This window comes from Alkalibacter mobilis, from assembly GCF_015594845.1.
GTDB classification, from domain to species: domain Bacteria; phylum Bacillota; class Clostridia; order Eubacteriales; family Alkalibacteraceae; genus Alkalibacter; species Alkalibacter mobilis.
In genome coordinates, this window is sequence record NZ_JADNRK010000013.1 from 40,522 (window position 1) to 55,254 (window position 14,733).

The 14,733-nt window shown below is 37.9% G+C and carries 16 protein-coding genes, 1 pseudogene and 1 riboswitch; of the genes and pseudogenes, 1 reads left to right on the forward strand and 16 read right to left on the reverse strand.

The genetic code is table 11. The features are described from left to right. Positions 1 to 26: 26 nt before the first annotated feature. The 16 genes from IWB18_RS07965 to IWB18_RS08040 form a co-directional block, all read right to left on the reverse strand. Positions 27 to 1,256: a KamA family radical SAM protein gene (locus IWB18_RS07965; RefSeq protein ID WP_195683094.1), complete on the reverse strand. Its 1,230-nt coding sequence runs from the start codon at positions 1,254 to 1,256 to the stop codon at positions 27 to 29. Between the two features lie 102 nt (positions 1,257 to 1,358). Beyond that, a riboswitch (cyclic di-AMP (ydaO/yuaA leader) is annotated at positions 1,359 to 1,490 on the reverse strand. Between the two features lie 50 nt (positions 1,491 to 1,540). Continuing rightward, positions 1,541 to 3,142, reverse strand: a complete 1,602-nt coding sequence (locus IWB18_RS07970) for a complex I subunit 5 family protein (protein WP_195683095.1) — start codon at positions 3,140 to 3,142, stop codon at positions 1,541 to 1,543. Positions 3,143 to 3,174: 32 nt separating this feature from the next. Next, a complete protein-coding gene (locus IWB18_RS07975) occupies positions 3,175 to 3,531 on the reverse strand; it encodes a sodium:proton antiporter (protein WP_207740780.1) in 357 nt (118 codons plus the stop codon). Continuing rightward, positions 3,531 to 3,920, reverse strand: coding sequence for an MnhB domain-containing protein (locus IWB18_RS07980; RefSeq protein WP_195683096.1), 390 nt, complete (start codon positions 3,918 to 3,920; stop codon positions 3,531 to 3,533). The genes IWB18_RS07975 and IWB18_RS07980 overlap by 1 nt, the downstream gene beginning before the upstream one ends. Beyond that, the gene (locus tag IWB18_RS07985) at positions 3,910 to 4,176 is read right to left on the reverse strand and encodes a hypothetical protein (protein WP_195683097.1); all 267 of its coding nucleotides are present in this window, start codon (positions 4,174 to 4,176) and stop codon (positions 3,910 to 3,912) included. Before IWB18_RS07985 ends, IWB18_RS07980 begins: the two co-directional genes overlap by 11 nt. Further along, positions 4,173 to 4,721, reverse strand: coding sequence for a Na(+)/H(+) antiporter subunit B (locus IWB18_RS07990; RefSeq protein ID WP_195683098.1), 549 nt, complete (start codon positions 4,719 to 4,721; stop codon positions 4,173 to 4,175). Before IWB18_RS07990 ends, IWB18_RS07985 begins: the two co-directional genes overlap by 4 nt. 1 nt (position 4,722) lies before the next feature. Continuing rightward, positions 4,723 to 5,019, reverse strand: a complete 297-nt coding sequence (gene mnhG / locus IWB18_RS07995) for a monovalent cation/H(+) antiporter subunit G (RefSeq protein WP_195683099.1) — start codon at positions 5,017 to 5,019, stop codon at positions 4,723 to 4,725. Next, positions 5,019 to 5,279, reverse strand: a complete 261-nt coding sequence (locus tag IWB18_RS08000; protein WP_195683100.1) for a monovalent cation/H+ antiporter complex subunit F — start codon at positions 5,277 to 5,279, stop codon at positions 5,019 to 5,021. Before IWB18_RS08000 ends, mnhG begins: the two co-directional genes overlap by 1 nt. Next, complete coding sequence (locus IWB18_RS08005; RefSeq protein WP_195683101.1) at positions 5,276 to 5,767, reverse strand: Na+/H+ antiporter subunit E; 492 nt, start codon at positions 5,765 to 5,767, stop codon at positions 5,276 to 5,278. Before IWB18_RS08005 ends, IWB18_RS08000 begins: the two co-directional genes overlap by 4 nt. Before the next feature lie 141 nt (positions 5,768 to 5,908). After that, a complete protein-coding gene (gene phoU, locus IWB18_RS08010) occupies positions 5,909 to 6,556 on the reverse strand; it encodes a phosphate signaling complex protein PhoU (RefSeq protein ID WP_195683102.1) in 648 nt (215 codons plus the stop codon). A gap of 15 nt (positions 6,557 to 6,571) precedes the next feature. Next, positions 6,572 to 7,345 carry a phosphate ABC transporter ATP-binding protein PstB gene (pstB, locus tag IWB18_RS08015; RefSeq protein WP_408626610.1) on the reverse strand — a complete coding sequence of 258 codons (774 nt, stop codon included), beginning with the start codon at positions 7,343 to 7,345 and terminating at the stop codon, positions 6,572 to 6,574. A gap of 20 nt (positions 7,346 to 7,365) precedes the next feature. Then, positions 7,366 to 8,271: a phosphate ABC transporter permease PstA gene (pstA, locus tag IWB18_RS08020; protein ID WP_225877808.1), complete on the reverse strand. Its 906-nt coding sequence runs from the start codon at positions 8,269 to 8,271 to the stop codon at positions 7,366 to 7,368. Between the two features lie 40 nt (positions 8,272 to 8,311). Next, a complete protein-coding gene (gene pstC / locus IWB18_RS08025; RefSeq protein WP_195683111.1) occupies positions 8,312 to 9,160 on the reverse strand; it encodes a phosphate ABC transporter permease subunit PstC in 849 nt (282 codons plus the stop codon). A gap of 162 nt (positions 9,161 to 9,322) precedes the next feature. After that, the gene (locus IWB18_RS08030; RefSeq protein WP_195683104.1) at positions 9,323 to 10,297 is read right to left on the reverse strand and encodes a PstS family phosphate ABC transporter substrate-binding protein; all 975 of its coding nucleotides are present in this window, start codon (positions 10,295 to 10,297) and stop codon (positions 9,323 to 9,325) included. Positions 10,298 to 10,829: 532 nt separating this feature from the next. Next, positions 10,830 to 12,200 carry a uroporphyrinogen decarboxylase family protein gene (locus IWB18_RS08035; RefSeq protein WP_195683105.1) on the reverse strand — a complete coding sequence of 457 codons (1,371 nt, stop codon included), beginning with the start codon at positions 12,198 to 12,200 and terminating at the stop codon, positions 10,830 to 10,832. 220 nt (positions 12,201 to 12,420) lie between these two features. Continuing rightward, entirely contained in the window at positions 12,421 to 14,202 is a 1,782-nt protein-coding gene (locus IWB18_RS08040; RefSeq protein ID WP_195683106.1) for an ASKHA domain-containing protein, read from the reverse strand. A gap of 215 nt (positions 14,203 to 14,417) precedes the next feature. On the opposite strand from IWB18_RS08040, the pseudogene IWB18_RS08045 reads away from it, so the two are divergent. After that, positions 14,418 to 14,733 (forward strand): annotated as a pseudogene (locus tag IWB18_RS08045) (methyltetrahydrofolate cobalamin methyltransferase); the annotation flags it as partial.

The window sequence follows — 14,733 nt, forward strand, 5'->3', positions numbered from 1 at the left end:
TCCCACGGTCAATTCTCTATTATTTTTTATTTTTTATTTTCCACCTGGAAAGGTCTGCCTTCCCAATTTCTCATTATTACCTTGTCTTTTCCCATGTACAACAAGTAGTTTGGCATTATTGGTGTTTTTCCCAAACCTTCGCTTCCATTAACGATGTAAGTAGGTATGGCCATACCTGAAGTCCTTCCTCTAAGTGACTCCATTATTTCCATTCCCTCTTCCATATTCACCCAGAAATGCGAAGTTCCTTTAACAGTCTTGGGATGGAAGATGTAATACGGTTTGACTCTGATTTTCAGAAGTTGTTGATTCAGCTTTCTCACTACAAACGGATCATTGTTGACTCCATTCAGCAACACCATCTGATTGCCCAATGGAATCCCAGCATTAGCCAACATCTCGCAGGCCGCTTTTGATTCATTGGTAATTTCTCTTTGGCTGTTGAAATGAGTATTTACGAATATCGGATGGTACTTCTTTAGTATTGAAACCAATTCGGGAGTGATCCTTTGGGGCAAAGTAACGGGTGTTCTAGTCCCAAATCTTATTATTTCCACATGTTCTATACTTCGCAATTCGGAAAGCAACCAGTCAATGGTTTGATCCGACAACATAAATGCATCGCCACCGGTGATCAAAACATCTCGTATTTTTTTATGTTCTCTAACATACTCAATGGCTTTTGCTATCTTTTCTCTGGATTCATTTACGTCATGTTCACCTATCATTCTTCTTCTCTGGCAGAATCTGCAATACATGCCGCACATATTTGTTACTTTAATTATCAGCCTGTCAGGGTATCTTCTAGTGATCAACTCTACAGGCGACCATCCTGCCTCGTCCATTGGATCCAAATCACCTGCCTCATCCATTTCCTCGTAACAGGGTATAGCCTGTTTTCTCACAGGACAGTTGGGATCATCTGGATCGATCACCGACATATAATAGGGCGAAATAGCATACCTGAACTTATCTCCAACCTCTTTTATTTTATTTTTCTCATCATCGCTGAGATCTAAAATATCACCTATGTCATCAACTGTCTCAAATCGGTTGTTGAGTTGCCAACGATAATCATTCCACTGTTCTTCTGTAGCGTTGAACTTCTTTAATATTTTTTCCTTTTGCTTTTGAATTTTTTCAGCATCTTCTATGCCGGTTTTTATTGAATTTTTAACGTTCTCGTATTCTTCAATGCTGTGTTCCAATTTCTCAAATCTGTCTTCATCGTAATTCATCAAATCTTGTATTTGCATGCTAATCCTCCTTCTCTTTAACGCAAACCATGTATATTACAACAATAAAAAAAGTCCAAACCGCTTGGCCGGACTGCTTGAAGGCAAAAAAAGCAAACTGACTTATCCTCCCAAGCTTCCGAGGTTAGCTGTCGGATTCGGACTGAAGAAATAGCCCTATCGAAAAAATCGAATTCACCCCAAAAATTGGTTCCCCCGTATCCTGCCGCAACAGGAATTCAGCATTATTGCTAGTAATATAAAGTTTTATATCTATACAAATATACCATAAATTTACGTTAAAATCAAACCGTCCATTTCAGATAAAACAGAACTGTCGAAAAAAACAGTAATATGGACAGGCACACACCGTTAAAGGACAGCTCCAGGGAATTTATCAATGAAAGGTATTTCTTCTTTTTTAATAAACCCTGGTATATGCCCACACTAATCATGAGAGATGCCGCAAACACCAGAACTTTCAGCCAATAAGACAAGGGATCTACGGCAATTCCCACATCGAATACAATCATTATTACGTTTCTTGCAAAAAGTCCTCCTGCAAGACAGAGAAAACCTAAAAAGACTACCACGGAATTTTTAAACATACTTTCCTTGAATTTAATTGACTTTGGAGAATTCCCCGGAAAAATCTGAGAATACTTGACAAATGAAATTATTGTCCCAAGGTTTATGAAAACCAAGGCATACTCGACCCAACTGCCTTTTGCTCCATAAGCTATCAAGTATTTGGATATGCTTCCATTGAAAAGTGGTGCACCTGTTATTCCAAATATTGCAAATATAGTGGCATACCCCACTGCCGGCATTCTCTTAAGCACACCTCTTATTTCATATATATTTCTGGTCTTGTATTCATCAATTATCATTCCTGCGGTCAGAAACAATGTTGATTTAAATATGGCGTGATTCAATATATGATATACAGATCCCCAGTAGGTTTGCATCTTTCCAACGCTCAGACCCATCATGATCAATCCAATTTGTGACACAGTGTGATATGCGAGTATCAGTTTCAAATCTTTCTGTGTTATAGCCAAAACAAATCCTATGACAGCCGTAATAAATCCTGTAAAAAGAAATAGTTCAGATGTATCGATTGTCGGTGCAAAGGCAATTTGTATCCGTATAAACAAATATACCCCAATTTTGACGTACAAACCCGAAAGAAGCGCAGATACTGAGCTTGGAGCACTTGGTGTGCCATGAGCTTTGGGCAACCAGCTAAAAAGAGGCATCAGTGCACTTTTCAAACTTACTGCAGTTATTATAAATGCATATGGTAGAATTATCACCTCGGGATCGTCAAGATTCTCTACTGCGATTTTAACAGCGTGCAAGTCGATAACACCCAAGCGTTTGTATAAAATCCCCAATCCAAACAGAAAAAATGACATTCCAACAATATTTATCAATAGGTACATAGTACCGTCATAAATCGATCTTCCATCTCTTTTATACATTATCAAAATGCTTATTATTACAGTGGAGACTTCAATCAAAACAAAAATATTAAAAAGATCGTTAGAGAGAAAAATACCAATAATCAGTCCTTCCAGGGACGTAAATAAAAAATGGAATAATCCGTCTGAATATGAATCCTTATAATTAAAAAGCAAGGTCGCTAGAAAAATAAACGTGGTTAAAAACACCATGGATGCCGCAAGCAAATCAGAACGCAGGGTTATTCCCATATAGTCACCCCACCCTCCCACGTTCTGAGTAAATTCTCCCACCGTTCTCACATGATAAAAATTCATCGTTGCACCTGCAAGCATCAGAATGTGCAACAACAGAATCAATTTTTTAGAAATCTTAACAGATAAAATCGTAGCCAGGCTTCCTACTATTACAGGGAATAAAACCAACCAGAATAAATTAATCATCCATCATCCACCTCTTGCTCTAAAGTCATTTCTTATTTGCTTCTCTTTTTTCTAATTTTTTCCCAATTGGTCGAACCATATCTGTGATATAGGTGTATAAACATAGTCAAACCGGCGGCCGTTACTCCAATACCAATGACTATGTCCGTGATCATCAAGGCTTGCGGCAAAGGATCGGCCACTGTAAGGATCCCATTTAGATCTCCTATTGGTGGGGCGCTGGCCTCGTCAACACCTGCCGACACAAAATACAAAATTGTAGCAACCTGCATTATTCCCAGGGATATTATAGATTTAACGATATTTCGTCTTGCTATCAAACCGTAAACACCTAAAAAGAATAAAATTATACTCACATTTTCGCTGTTTATAAATTCAATTAAATCCATCATTTACCACCTTCATAAAAAACAAATCTGAAAAATATTATAGTCAAACCGCTGGCAACTTTTAAACCTATCAACAAATTCATTAAAATCAGGTATGTTAAGTGTACAATTTCAATTCTTGATTGTTCGGACGAAAATAAAAACAATGTCGGTACCATTACAATACAAAAAAAGAGAACTTTTTCAGCAACGCGCAAAGATTTAATTTTTAAATTTTTATCAGGAGAAACCAAATATCTGCTGATAAAAACTGAAGCCAGGATGGCCCCTCCTTGAAATCCGCCTCCTGGACTGGAATGTCCGTTTAGAATTACATAGAAGCCAAACATTATGATCAGTGGATAGATAAGACCGGTCATTCTTGCAATAATTTCTGAATTATTGTTCATCGTCACGCCTCCATGAAAAATTTATGACCGCAGTAACACTTACAAGTAAAATCAGAGTTTCAAAGATACTGTCGAACATTCTGTAATTAAGATAAATTGCAGCAACAGCATTCTCTGCAAAGGTATCTTTTTTAAAATTTTCTATGTAATATTTTGCCGCAGGCGAATCTGCGAAATGACTTGTGTCATTATAAATAAATATAACACTTAGAGCCACCAACATGCAGACCGTAAACACAATTGCTCTTCTTTTCAATTCTTGTCACCTGCCTCGAATTTGATAAACTCTGTTTTCAATAATTCGTTGGGATTCTCACACATGTGCGCTTCCAAGGCATCCAACTGGTAATCTTCCGCATTTCCGTAAAGTCTTACTTGGTCATAATCCTGATGGATCAACAAATCGAAGTTTTCTTCAGCCAAGACTTTTTTATAGTCTTCGGTCGTATAAATTATTTGCGGTTCCATTTCCTTGCGGACAAAAAAGGATTCCACTTCTCTAAGTATTTGGGCTCTACCTCTTATTATGTAACCGTCCCTTATTTGATTGTAGTTCGCATTGGTATAATATATGGTAAACACCCGGTATTTTTTTAAAGCCACCAGGTATAATACCGTGGATATCGCACTTCCTATTACGGCTTCCGCAATTGCTACATCAGGGGCTCCGTACAATAGATAAACAAAAGAACTCACCAATGAAAATATGCCAAGATATATGACAGATCTTCTCAACTTTTGCGTGTTCAATGCTATAAATGCCAAAACCACCATCAATATCAGAAATATCTTCTCAGTCATACTAATTCTCCTTACCCGTTTTATAGCCACTTAAATAAGCCGATCTGGCTATGGCATGGGTTGAAAGCGGATTGGTGATTATTGCCAGCAAACATATCAGCATTATCTTCATGGTAGAGTAACTTATACCAGTCCTAAACATCAAACCTACCATTATCGTCAGAAACCCTACTGTTTCAACTTTGGAAGATATCAAAATCCGCGCATAGAAATCCTTGAATCTAAAAATACCGATGATCCCAAAAATCATAAAACCAAGAGATACAAAAATCAATAAATTTGATATGATGATGTTCATTAAAACTCCCCTTTTTTTTCAACGAACCTGGCTATAAGAATAGTCCCTATGAAGCCAAGAACCGAGTATGCCAAGGCAACATCCATCAAATAAGTCCTTTCAGTCAACACAGCAAGAATAATTATAGACATTATTATTTTGGCCGATATCATGTTCAAACCCAGCAATCTGTCCCAAATCGTCGGGCCAATTATCACCCTGACAAGTACAAGTGCCGTCAAAATAGAGATAACTGTCAAAACAGCTTCCAGAACATTCATTCTCTTATCCCTCCAAGTATTTTCTCAAATTCCGAACATGTTTCAGAATCGATTGCGATAGTTCCGATATTGTCTTTTTCAAAACTCAATATTTTGAGTTTGCTGCCATTTTTGTCTATTGTCACGGTTCCCGGAGTCAAGGTTATGGCGTTTGCCAATAAACATATGGATAATTCATCGTTCAGGCATGAAGTATATTCAGAAATTCGCACATCGTATTCTTTTTTAATAATTTTACCAATGGCGGAGAAGCCTGATTTATAAATTTGAAAAATCAAATATACAAGATATTTGATGACCGATTTAATATTTAGGGAATAGTGATCGACATACTCTTCTTCGAGAAGATAATAATTGGCAAAGAAAATTGAAAAAATTGACAGAATCAGGCCTGTGACGATTTGAGTTGCTCCGGCTTTTTCGTTTAATATTATCCAAATCAAGGTAAAAATAAAAATCATTGAAAAGTACCCTGTGATTTTTTTCATCCAATCATCCTTTTGATTTGTCTTAAGTTAAGTTCATATGTAATTTTATAAAATCGGCAATACAGATGTCAACGTTTTTAGATACAATAAAAGACGACCTTTTTGTCGCCTTCTATCAAAACGTATATTTTAAAAATCATTTTAAAATTTTACTCTTTCTCCCGTTTCCATATATATAAGTCTTTCACATATGTTGGTAGCATGATCAGCAATTCTTTCCAGATAGCGCCCTACCAGTATATGCCCTATCACACGATCTTCATTTTTTTCATTTTGACTTATGGTAAACAGCAACTGTCTGTAAATCTTTTCGTACAATTCGTCTACCGTTTCATCTCTTTCAGCGGTTTTGGCAGCCAACTTGACGTCCTGGGTAAAATATGCCTTTATACTGTCATTAAGCATGGTTTTGACTTCTTCTTCCATTTGGATGATCCCAGGAATTATTTCCATGTAGCTGCTTTTGTTGATTTCAATGACGACTTCAGCAATATTACAGCTGTAATCACCGATCCGTTCCAAATCGGTGACAACTTTTAGAATTGCCAGCAATCTTCTTAAATCCGATGCCACCGGACTCTGAGTGGCTGCAAAGCTGACACACAAGTCTTCTATTTCTTGCTCAAGGTCATTTATTTTAATGTCTTCTTCGATTATTTTTCTTGCCTTGTCTACATTTTGATCAGCAAAAGCACTTATTGCATTTTCAATACTGACTTCGACCAAGTGACTCATATTTATTATTTTTTCGTTGATCTGCTGTATCTGGGTTAACATTTTATCTCTCATGGCTTATCTCCTTTATCATCCAAATCTTCCAGTTATGTAATCTTCGGTTTTTTTGTCTTTGGGATTAGAAAAAATTACCGATGTCGAATCATATTCTATCAATTCTCCCATTAAAAAGAATGCCGTCTTGTCAGAAATCCGGGCTGCTTGTTGCATAGAGTGTGTTACGATGCTTATGGTGTAATCTTTTTTCAGACTTTCGATCAATTCTTCTATTTTAAAAGTCGCTATGGGATCCAATGCGGAAGTAGGTTCATCCATAAGAATCACATCTGGTTGAACTGCCAAACATCTAGCGATGCAGAGCCTTTGTTGTTGACCGCCGGACAATCCATAAGCATTGTCATTCAACCTGTCTTTTACTTCGTCCCACAACGCTGCACTCCTGAGACTACTTTCAGCGATTTCCATCAAAAGACCTTTGTCTTTTATGCCATGGATTTTGGGGCCGTATACAACATTTTCAAATATAGACTTAGGAAAGGGATTCGGTTTTTGAAAAACCATTCCCACTTTGGTTCTCAACTCTTCCACTTTTACAGATTTGTCAAAGATATTGTCTCCATGATACAAAATCTCACCTGTAGTTCTCACGATTGGTATGTTTTCGACCATCCTGTTTAAAGTCTTTATAAAAGTTGATTTTCCACAACCCGACGGCCCAATGATAGCAGTGACTTTATTTTCTTCAATTTCCATATTTATATCTTTTAGAGCCTGATCTTCACCATACCAAAGGTTTAATCCCCTGACGTCATAAACAGCCTCTTTCTTTTTTTCGTTTGCAATCGACAATTGATTTTCCTCCATTAAAATTTTTTCTGAAATTTATTTCTGATTATTATTGCTGCTGAGTTCATTATGAACAGCACCCCCAGTAAAACTACGATCGTTGCGGCTGCGAGATTGGCGTATTCGGGAGTAAGCACAGTATCGAGTGTCCAATAATATATTTGTATCGGCAATGCGGTAAAGTCATCCATGATCCCTGTTGGGATTTTTAGGATCAACGTAGGTATACCCAAAACTACCAAGGGTGCAGTTTCTCCTATAGCTCTTGATATTGCCAAAATCGAACCAGTTAATATCCCCGGCAGGGCAACCGGAAGCACGACCTTTCTCACTGTAGTCCATTTGTTTGCGCCTAATGCATAGGAAGCATCCCTTAAAAATCCTGGCACGGCTCTTATGGCCTCCTGGCTGGCTACTACTACTATAGGTAGTACCAGTAAGGACATTGTCAATCCTCCAGCCAAGATACTCGAACCCAGATTTAAAATTCGACCAAATACGCTTAATCCCAGCAAGCCAAATATTACTGATGGAACACTGGCCAAATTTGTTATGTTGACCTTTATAAAGTTTGCAATTTTCCCTTTGTTGGAGTATTCCTCAAGGTATATGGCAGTTGATACCCCCAATACCAACGTAACCGGGATTACTATCAGCATAAGATAAACAGAGCCTATCAAAGCTCCTCTAATTCCAGCCTTCTCCGGAAAAATCGACAAATTATTTGTAAGGAATTTAACATTTAACCAGCCTAAACTTTCGCTTATAATATCAAAAAGCAGTATTCCCAAAACGACCAGGGCAAAAACAGCTGATAGTGAAAATAAATGTCTGGAAAATCGGCTTAAAAATATTCTGTTTTTCATTCTTTTTTTATTAATATTAAATTTTGGCAGTTTTGCTCCGGCATTTTTTTTAAGCATCCTGCTGTCTTTTCCAATTAAATTACCATCTTTAAACATCTTAATACTCCTCCCTGTATTTTCGGGATATGTGTTGAGCGATCAGGTTAATGATCATTGTGAATATAAATAATATCAAACCTACGGCATATAAACTGTAGTAACCCGTTGTCCCGCTCGCCGCATCTCCACTTGTAAATTCCACAATATAGGATGTCATAGTCTGCATGGACTGGGTTATGTCCAGGGTGAAATTCTTCGAGCTACCGCTGGCTATAGTAACTATCATGGTTTCACCTATAGCTCTTGATATTGCAAGTACGATAGACGACAGTATCCCTGAAATGGAAGCGGGTATGACCACTTTAAGAGCTACCTCAAGTTTTGTGGAACCAAGACCCAACGCTCCCTCACGCATGATTTCAGGAACCGCATTCATTGCATCTTCAGAAAGGGATGCCACCAATGGTATTATCATTATTCCCATTACGATTCCGGGACTCAAGGCATTTTTTGCTTCCAATGAAGGTATTATCTGCATCAGCAGTGGTGTTACAAATGAATAGGCAAAAAAACCGTATACTATAGTTGGAATACCTGCAAGAACTTCCAAAATGGGTTTCAAAATCTTGCGGGACCTTGAAGAAGCATATTGGCTCAGATAAATCGCTGCTGAGAGGCCGACAGGAACGGCAACTGCTATTGCAATTAGCGTTGTCATCAATGTTCCCGTTATTAATGGCAAAATTCCAAAAGACGGATCCGCTTTCAAAGGCGCCAGTTCAGTACTGAATATTTCTTTTAAAGGTACTTCTGCAAAAAATTTGACTGCGTCCACAATCAAGGTCAAAACTATGCCGAAAGTCGTAGCCACAGACAACGAAGCCATGACCAGAAAAAAAGTGGGCATTACCTTGTCCGTGGTATTTTTCTTTTTTGTTAAGTTGTCATTAATTATTTTTCTTACTTTGATTTTATCATTCACTTGGCTACCTCCAAAAATACTTGAACTTATTACAGCAAAAAATCCCAAAGATGAGAGGACACTTGTCCCCTCACCTAATGGAATGACTTACTTCAAATTCTCCAATTTGGCAGCATACTCTTCGTATACTGAATCCGGAAGAGGTGCAAATCCATTTTCACCAGCAAGTTTAGGTGCTCCTTCAGATGATACGATGTATTTGGCAAAATCAAGCACCTGAGGTTTTTCTTTGGCATAATCCAAATTGAGGTAAGTGTAAACCAATCTGGTAAATCCTGCGTAATCCAAATCTTCTCCTATGGTCTCCAACTTTGGTTCTACAGGCCCGTTGCCAAAATCAATGCTCACAGCTGTCAGCTTGTCTTGATTCGATACGTAGTAGCCGAAGCCAAAGAATGCAATTGCATTTTTGTCTTGAGAGACCAGGTCCACCAAGGTTGAGTATTCTTGTTGCAAATTAACTGTGCTGACCATGTCCTGCTCGTCCAGGATAGTTTCATAAAAGAACTCGTAAGTTCCATGATTTTCATTGGGTCCGTAAAACTTGATTTCTTCTGCAGGCCATTCAGGTCTTATATCTGACCACAAAACTTTGTCATCTGCCTTGAATTTTCCTGAAAGATACATGTCAATTACCTCTTGTGCTGTCATCTCAGTAGCCCAGTCATTGTCTTTGTTGATAACCATTGTCAAACCGTCGTATGCAAGTTTGATTTCCATGATATTTTCATCCATCATCCAGCCTTTGGCTTCCAATTCCTCTATTTCAGTATCTTTGATTTTTCTTGAAGCATCAGATAAATCTGTTTCACCGGGTATGAATTTTTTGAATCCGGCGCTGGATCCTGCACGTCCTACTTGAACACTTACTTCTTGCTGCTCATTTACCATATAATTCTCGGCAATATTTGCCATCAACGGATAAACCGTTCCAGATCCATCCACTATCACAGCACCTGTAAGCGCATCTGCCGAATCATTGCCGTCGTCATTCTGTCCACATCCTGCCGCAAAAACCAACAAGATCGATGCCAGTAATAATGCTAGTAATTTTCTTTTCATCAATAAATCCTCCTAAGACTTTAGTCGTTTTTAATTTCAGTACCCTTCTCCTTTGGTACAAAACGAGTATAGCACAGGCATTGAGGAGTTATGTTTTGTGAAAGTTAATTAATTATTAAGTTTGTGTTAAGTTGACAAAAGATGCTCCAGTCCTAAAATATAAAATGGATACGCCTTAAGGCATCAAATGCAACTGGGATGCTCTCGTATGCAATTATATCCAATTTATTATCTCGATATCATGATGACAGGCATGGATGGTTTAACTTCGATGTTTACGAAAATGGTTTCTGGCCAACATCGAATCTGCATCAGGGCTCTCAAGTTATTATTATCCAATTTAATATGCTTTAAACTATCCATAGCACAATGCATTTTCCGAAGAATATTTGGCACAAACAAAATGTATTGAGATCGAACAGACACTGAAAGATACTGAGACATGTTCAAGAGGATTTTGATATTTCAAATATTATCCTTTTGAATTCAAAACCCCAGCAGGTGTCTTGTAAACCTGCTGGGGCATATGCAATTATATGAAGAAACCTTTATCGATGATATTGAAGTATCTGTCGTATGCTTCCCGCATCAATGGTTCTACCCTTGGATGTGCCGGAGGATATTCTTCTTTTAAATCTTCGAATGTATGAACATATTTTGATTTGAATTCAGGATACAAGTGGCTGTATTTTTGAATGGAGTCTTCCTTTTTCTCAGTAGTGACCCGTTCGCCTGCGTTTTCATACTTACCGTTTTCCAAAATGTATTCAAGGGTAGCCACATAGTTTTCTGTATTTATATCGGTTATACTCAGTGCCTGCTTGTCGGTTATAAATTGATAATTTCCACCCGGTGCTAGAATATCCATCAATTCTTTAGCTTTGTCTATGCACTGCTGCTTTGTACCGTTTCCCCACAAAGTAGTTGGATAAAATCCGCCTAATACCATTTTTTTCCCTAATTTATCTTTAAATAATTGTGGATCGCCATATTCCATCCACAATTGTGTTCCCTGCGGCAATTCCTGCAAATGATCTATAAACCTAGTCCAATCTCCTTCTAAAAATATTTGCATGGCTTGTCCTTGCTCAGCCGCAATATGGCAAACCTTGTTGAAAGTGGGCCAATAAAATTTTTCAAAATCCTTGTCGCTTAAAAAAGCTGCCATGTGGGTCATTATCATGTTGCAACCTAGCGGAGTCGAATAATTAGGTTTTCCCATCCAAATTGCATAAGGCATAACTGCCTCAAGTGCCTCCATCAATTTTTCCGGCTGTCTTTTCATGTCCAACGGAATTTTAGAAAATCCTCTGTACATGTCTGTAATATAGTCAAAAGGTACTATTTGCATCCCCACTGAACCAAAAGGTCTTGTAAACAATCCATATCGTTCGATCATAACTGCCTCAGCAATGCCAAATTCTTTTGCTTGATCCATATGCGCCAATACGGCCTTTGCATAGTTTCTTGCTCTATTCACTTCATCGCTGTAACCTTTATTTATCCTTGGCTCGAGCTTTTCAAGTACAAAATCGTGTGGATTTTTTATAAATTCATCGTAATCATCTGCTTCCATAACCGATCTTTCGGCATGCTGGATGAAACCAGTTGTACTGAGTTCCATCAAGTTCGATCTTTGGAACATATATGCAATTGGATTTCTAGCAAATCCACCTGAAGGCATATCACCTCTGCATATTTCCATGCCCTTTTCGTAGATATCTATAAGCATTTCCGCATTATATTGGTACTGAGTCGTCATAAGATCTCTGCCTGAATACTGTATCAATGCTTCAATACCTATTGCATCCCACACAGGTATCCTGTCCGGAATGATACCCGTATATAGATCTTCGAATAGTTTTGTGCGATATACTTTTTTTTCTTGTGCATTTTCGACCATACAATCACCTCATAAATTGATTTTTTATACAAAAGAGCCACCGGGCTTCGGTAGCTCTAAAGATTCTTTGAGATATGTTATAGATCATTCGTTATAAATTTTCTTTACACTTTAAATTTAAGCACATAAAATTTTATAAGTCAATACGTTTTTAAAATATTTTTCTCATTAAAAATTAGATGTATAAAAAAAAATACAGCATCACGCTGTATTTTTAAAATTATTTTTCCAACAGGTTTTCAAAATTCAAGTTACCTATGTATCTGTCCATAAATCCTGGTTTGTTGGCTAATTCAACAAACACGGCTTCATATCCAAGTTTTCTACACTCTTGCTGTTTTTCCTTGGAAATTAGATACATCTGGGATCCCGTCCCCGCAGCATTACCAAGGGATCGAACCGGCACTCCATTATAATCAGGAATCATTCCTATTGATTGAGCATGTTTCACGTCTATATAGTTGCCAAATGCTCCGGCAATTACGATTTCTTCCAAATCTTCTCCTGGGATACCATAATCTTCTACGACCATTACACACCCTGTATATATGGCCCCTTTTGCCATCTGAACTTGGCGTATGTCATTCTGACTAAAATATATCTCCTGTCCATTTTCAGTTTCGTCTGCAAATGCTATGACAAATACATTTTCCACGCCTTCTTTTCTTACTCTTTTTTTAAGGTCCTCGCTGTCAATTTCATCAATAGCGTTAAATGTTCCCATTTCATTTATAACTTCATTTTTGAATAATTCAGCCACCAAATCTATTACGCCTGAACCACAGATTCCTTCAGGCTTTACATTTCCTATTACCTTGTAGGACAGTTTTCCGTCTTGGATTAAAACTCTCTCAATGGCTCCGTGAGTTCCTCTCATGCCGTGGGACAAGCCCGCGCCTTCCAAAGCAGGACCGCATGCTGTAGAAGAAACATTATAAGTTGTATTCTTACCCACAGCTATTTCTCCGTTGGTTCCAAGGTCAAGCATCAGTCTGACTTTGTTGTCATTGGGTATCGATAACAATACCGCAGTTGTATCGGCACCAACAAACCCTCCAAGTAAAGGAAGTGTAGTAGTTCTTCCAAGTGGATTAATTTTCAGACCCAATTCTTTCGCCGCTGTTTCAAATAAATGATGCGTCGTGCTCGTAAATGGCTTCATCCCTAAAAATTCCGGATAAAGTCCTAGAATCAAATGCTGCATGGTACTGTTGCCAACAATTACACCCATATATATATCATCCGTGGCAATTTTGTGAGTTCCACATATATCTTCAATGATTTCATTGAGCGTATCTATTGCGAGTTTTTGCAGCCTTTCACCGTAACTTTTATCCATTATTACATGATTTATGCGCGTTATAACATCCCCGCCAAGCTCCGTCTGCTTGTTCATCGTTGAGCTTACACCTACTAGCTCTCCACTTTCCATCTCATAAAGATATCCAACCGCTGAAGTAGTTCCAAGATCGAAGGCTATGCCATATATTTTTTTGTCATCGTCTCCCGGCAGAACATCCAGTATCTCACAGTGATCCATAACCAGTTTAATGCCCTTTGGATGGTGGTAATTGTGAGATAATCTTTTTAATATCTCCAAGCTCGGCTTCTGTATTTTATTGTCGGTCAACTTCTTTAGAGTATCCCAATTGTTGTCTCCCAGTTCAGTTGCTAGCTGATCTTTTGTAAAATGCAATACATGCAGGGAGGGATCGTTTACAGTATTGTCTAAAGTAGACGAGGTTAATATTTGAACTTTTTGCTCTTCTTCTTTAAGCATCACTCTCACGCCGTCATATGCTTCTACCTGGCACGACAAAACTCTTTTTATCTCACCGTTTTCTTCTATGTCTACGCCGCATTTTTTACACTTACCTCTTCCTCCGCACACAAGATTCAATGGATACCCTGCTACTGCGCAGGCCTCAGAAAGCTTGGTTCCCTCTTCGACTTCTATACTTTTATTTAGATTTGGAAAGTCGACTTTAATCATTTTTTTCATATTATATTCTCCTTCATACATGAAATTATGATGACTTAAATTGTACTATTTTTAATATTGTATAACATTCTGGCTTTACAAACAAGATTAAATAAAATATTGACAAATGAATTGTGAGCATGTAAAATTTAAGCATACATAAATTTAACGCAAAATCATTATCCTTTCATCGATCAAATGAAATCGATGACAATCTATTCTTAGGAGGGAAAACTTTGATCATTATCGGAGAAAAAATCAACGGATCCATACCTTCAGTAGCGAAGGCCATTGCAGCAAGGGATGCTGATTTCATCAGAAATCTTGCAAAGATCCAAACAGAAGCGGGAGCAACTTTTATTGACGTATGTGCATCAGTAGACGACGACATCGAACTTGAAACAATGAAGTGGTTGATCGACCTTGTACAGGAAGTTACAGACACACCTATCGCAGTAGACAGCCCCAACGAAATGACTTGTCTGGAATCAATGAAGTTTTGCAACAAGCCAGGTCTATTCAACTCAGTATCTTTGGAAGGCAAGAAAATAG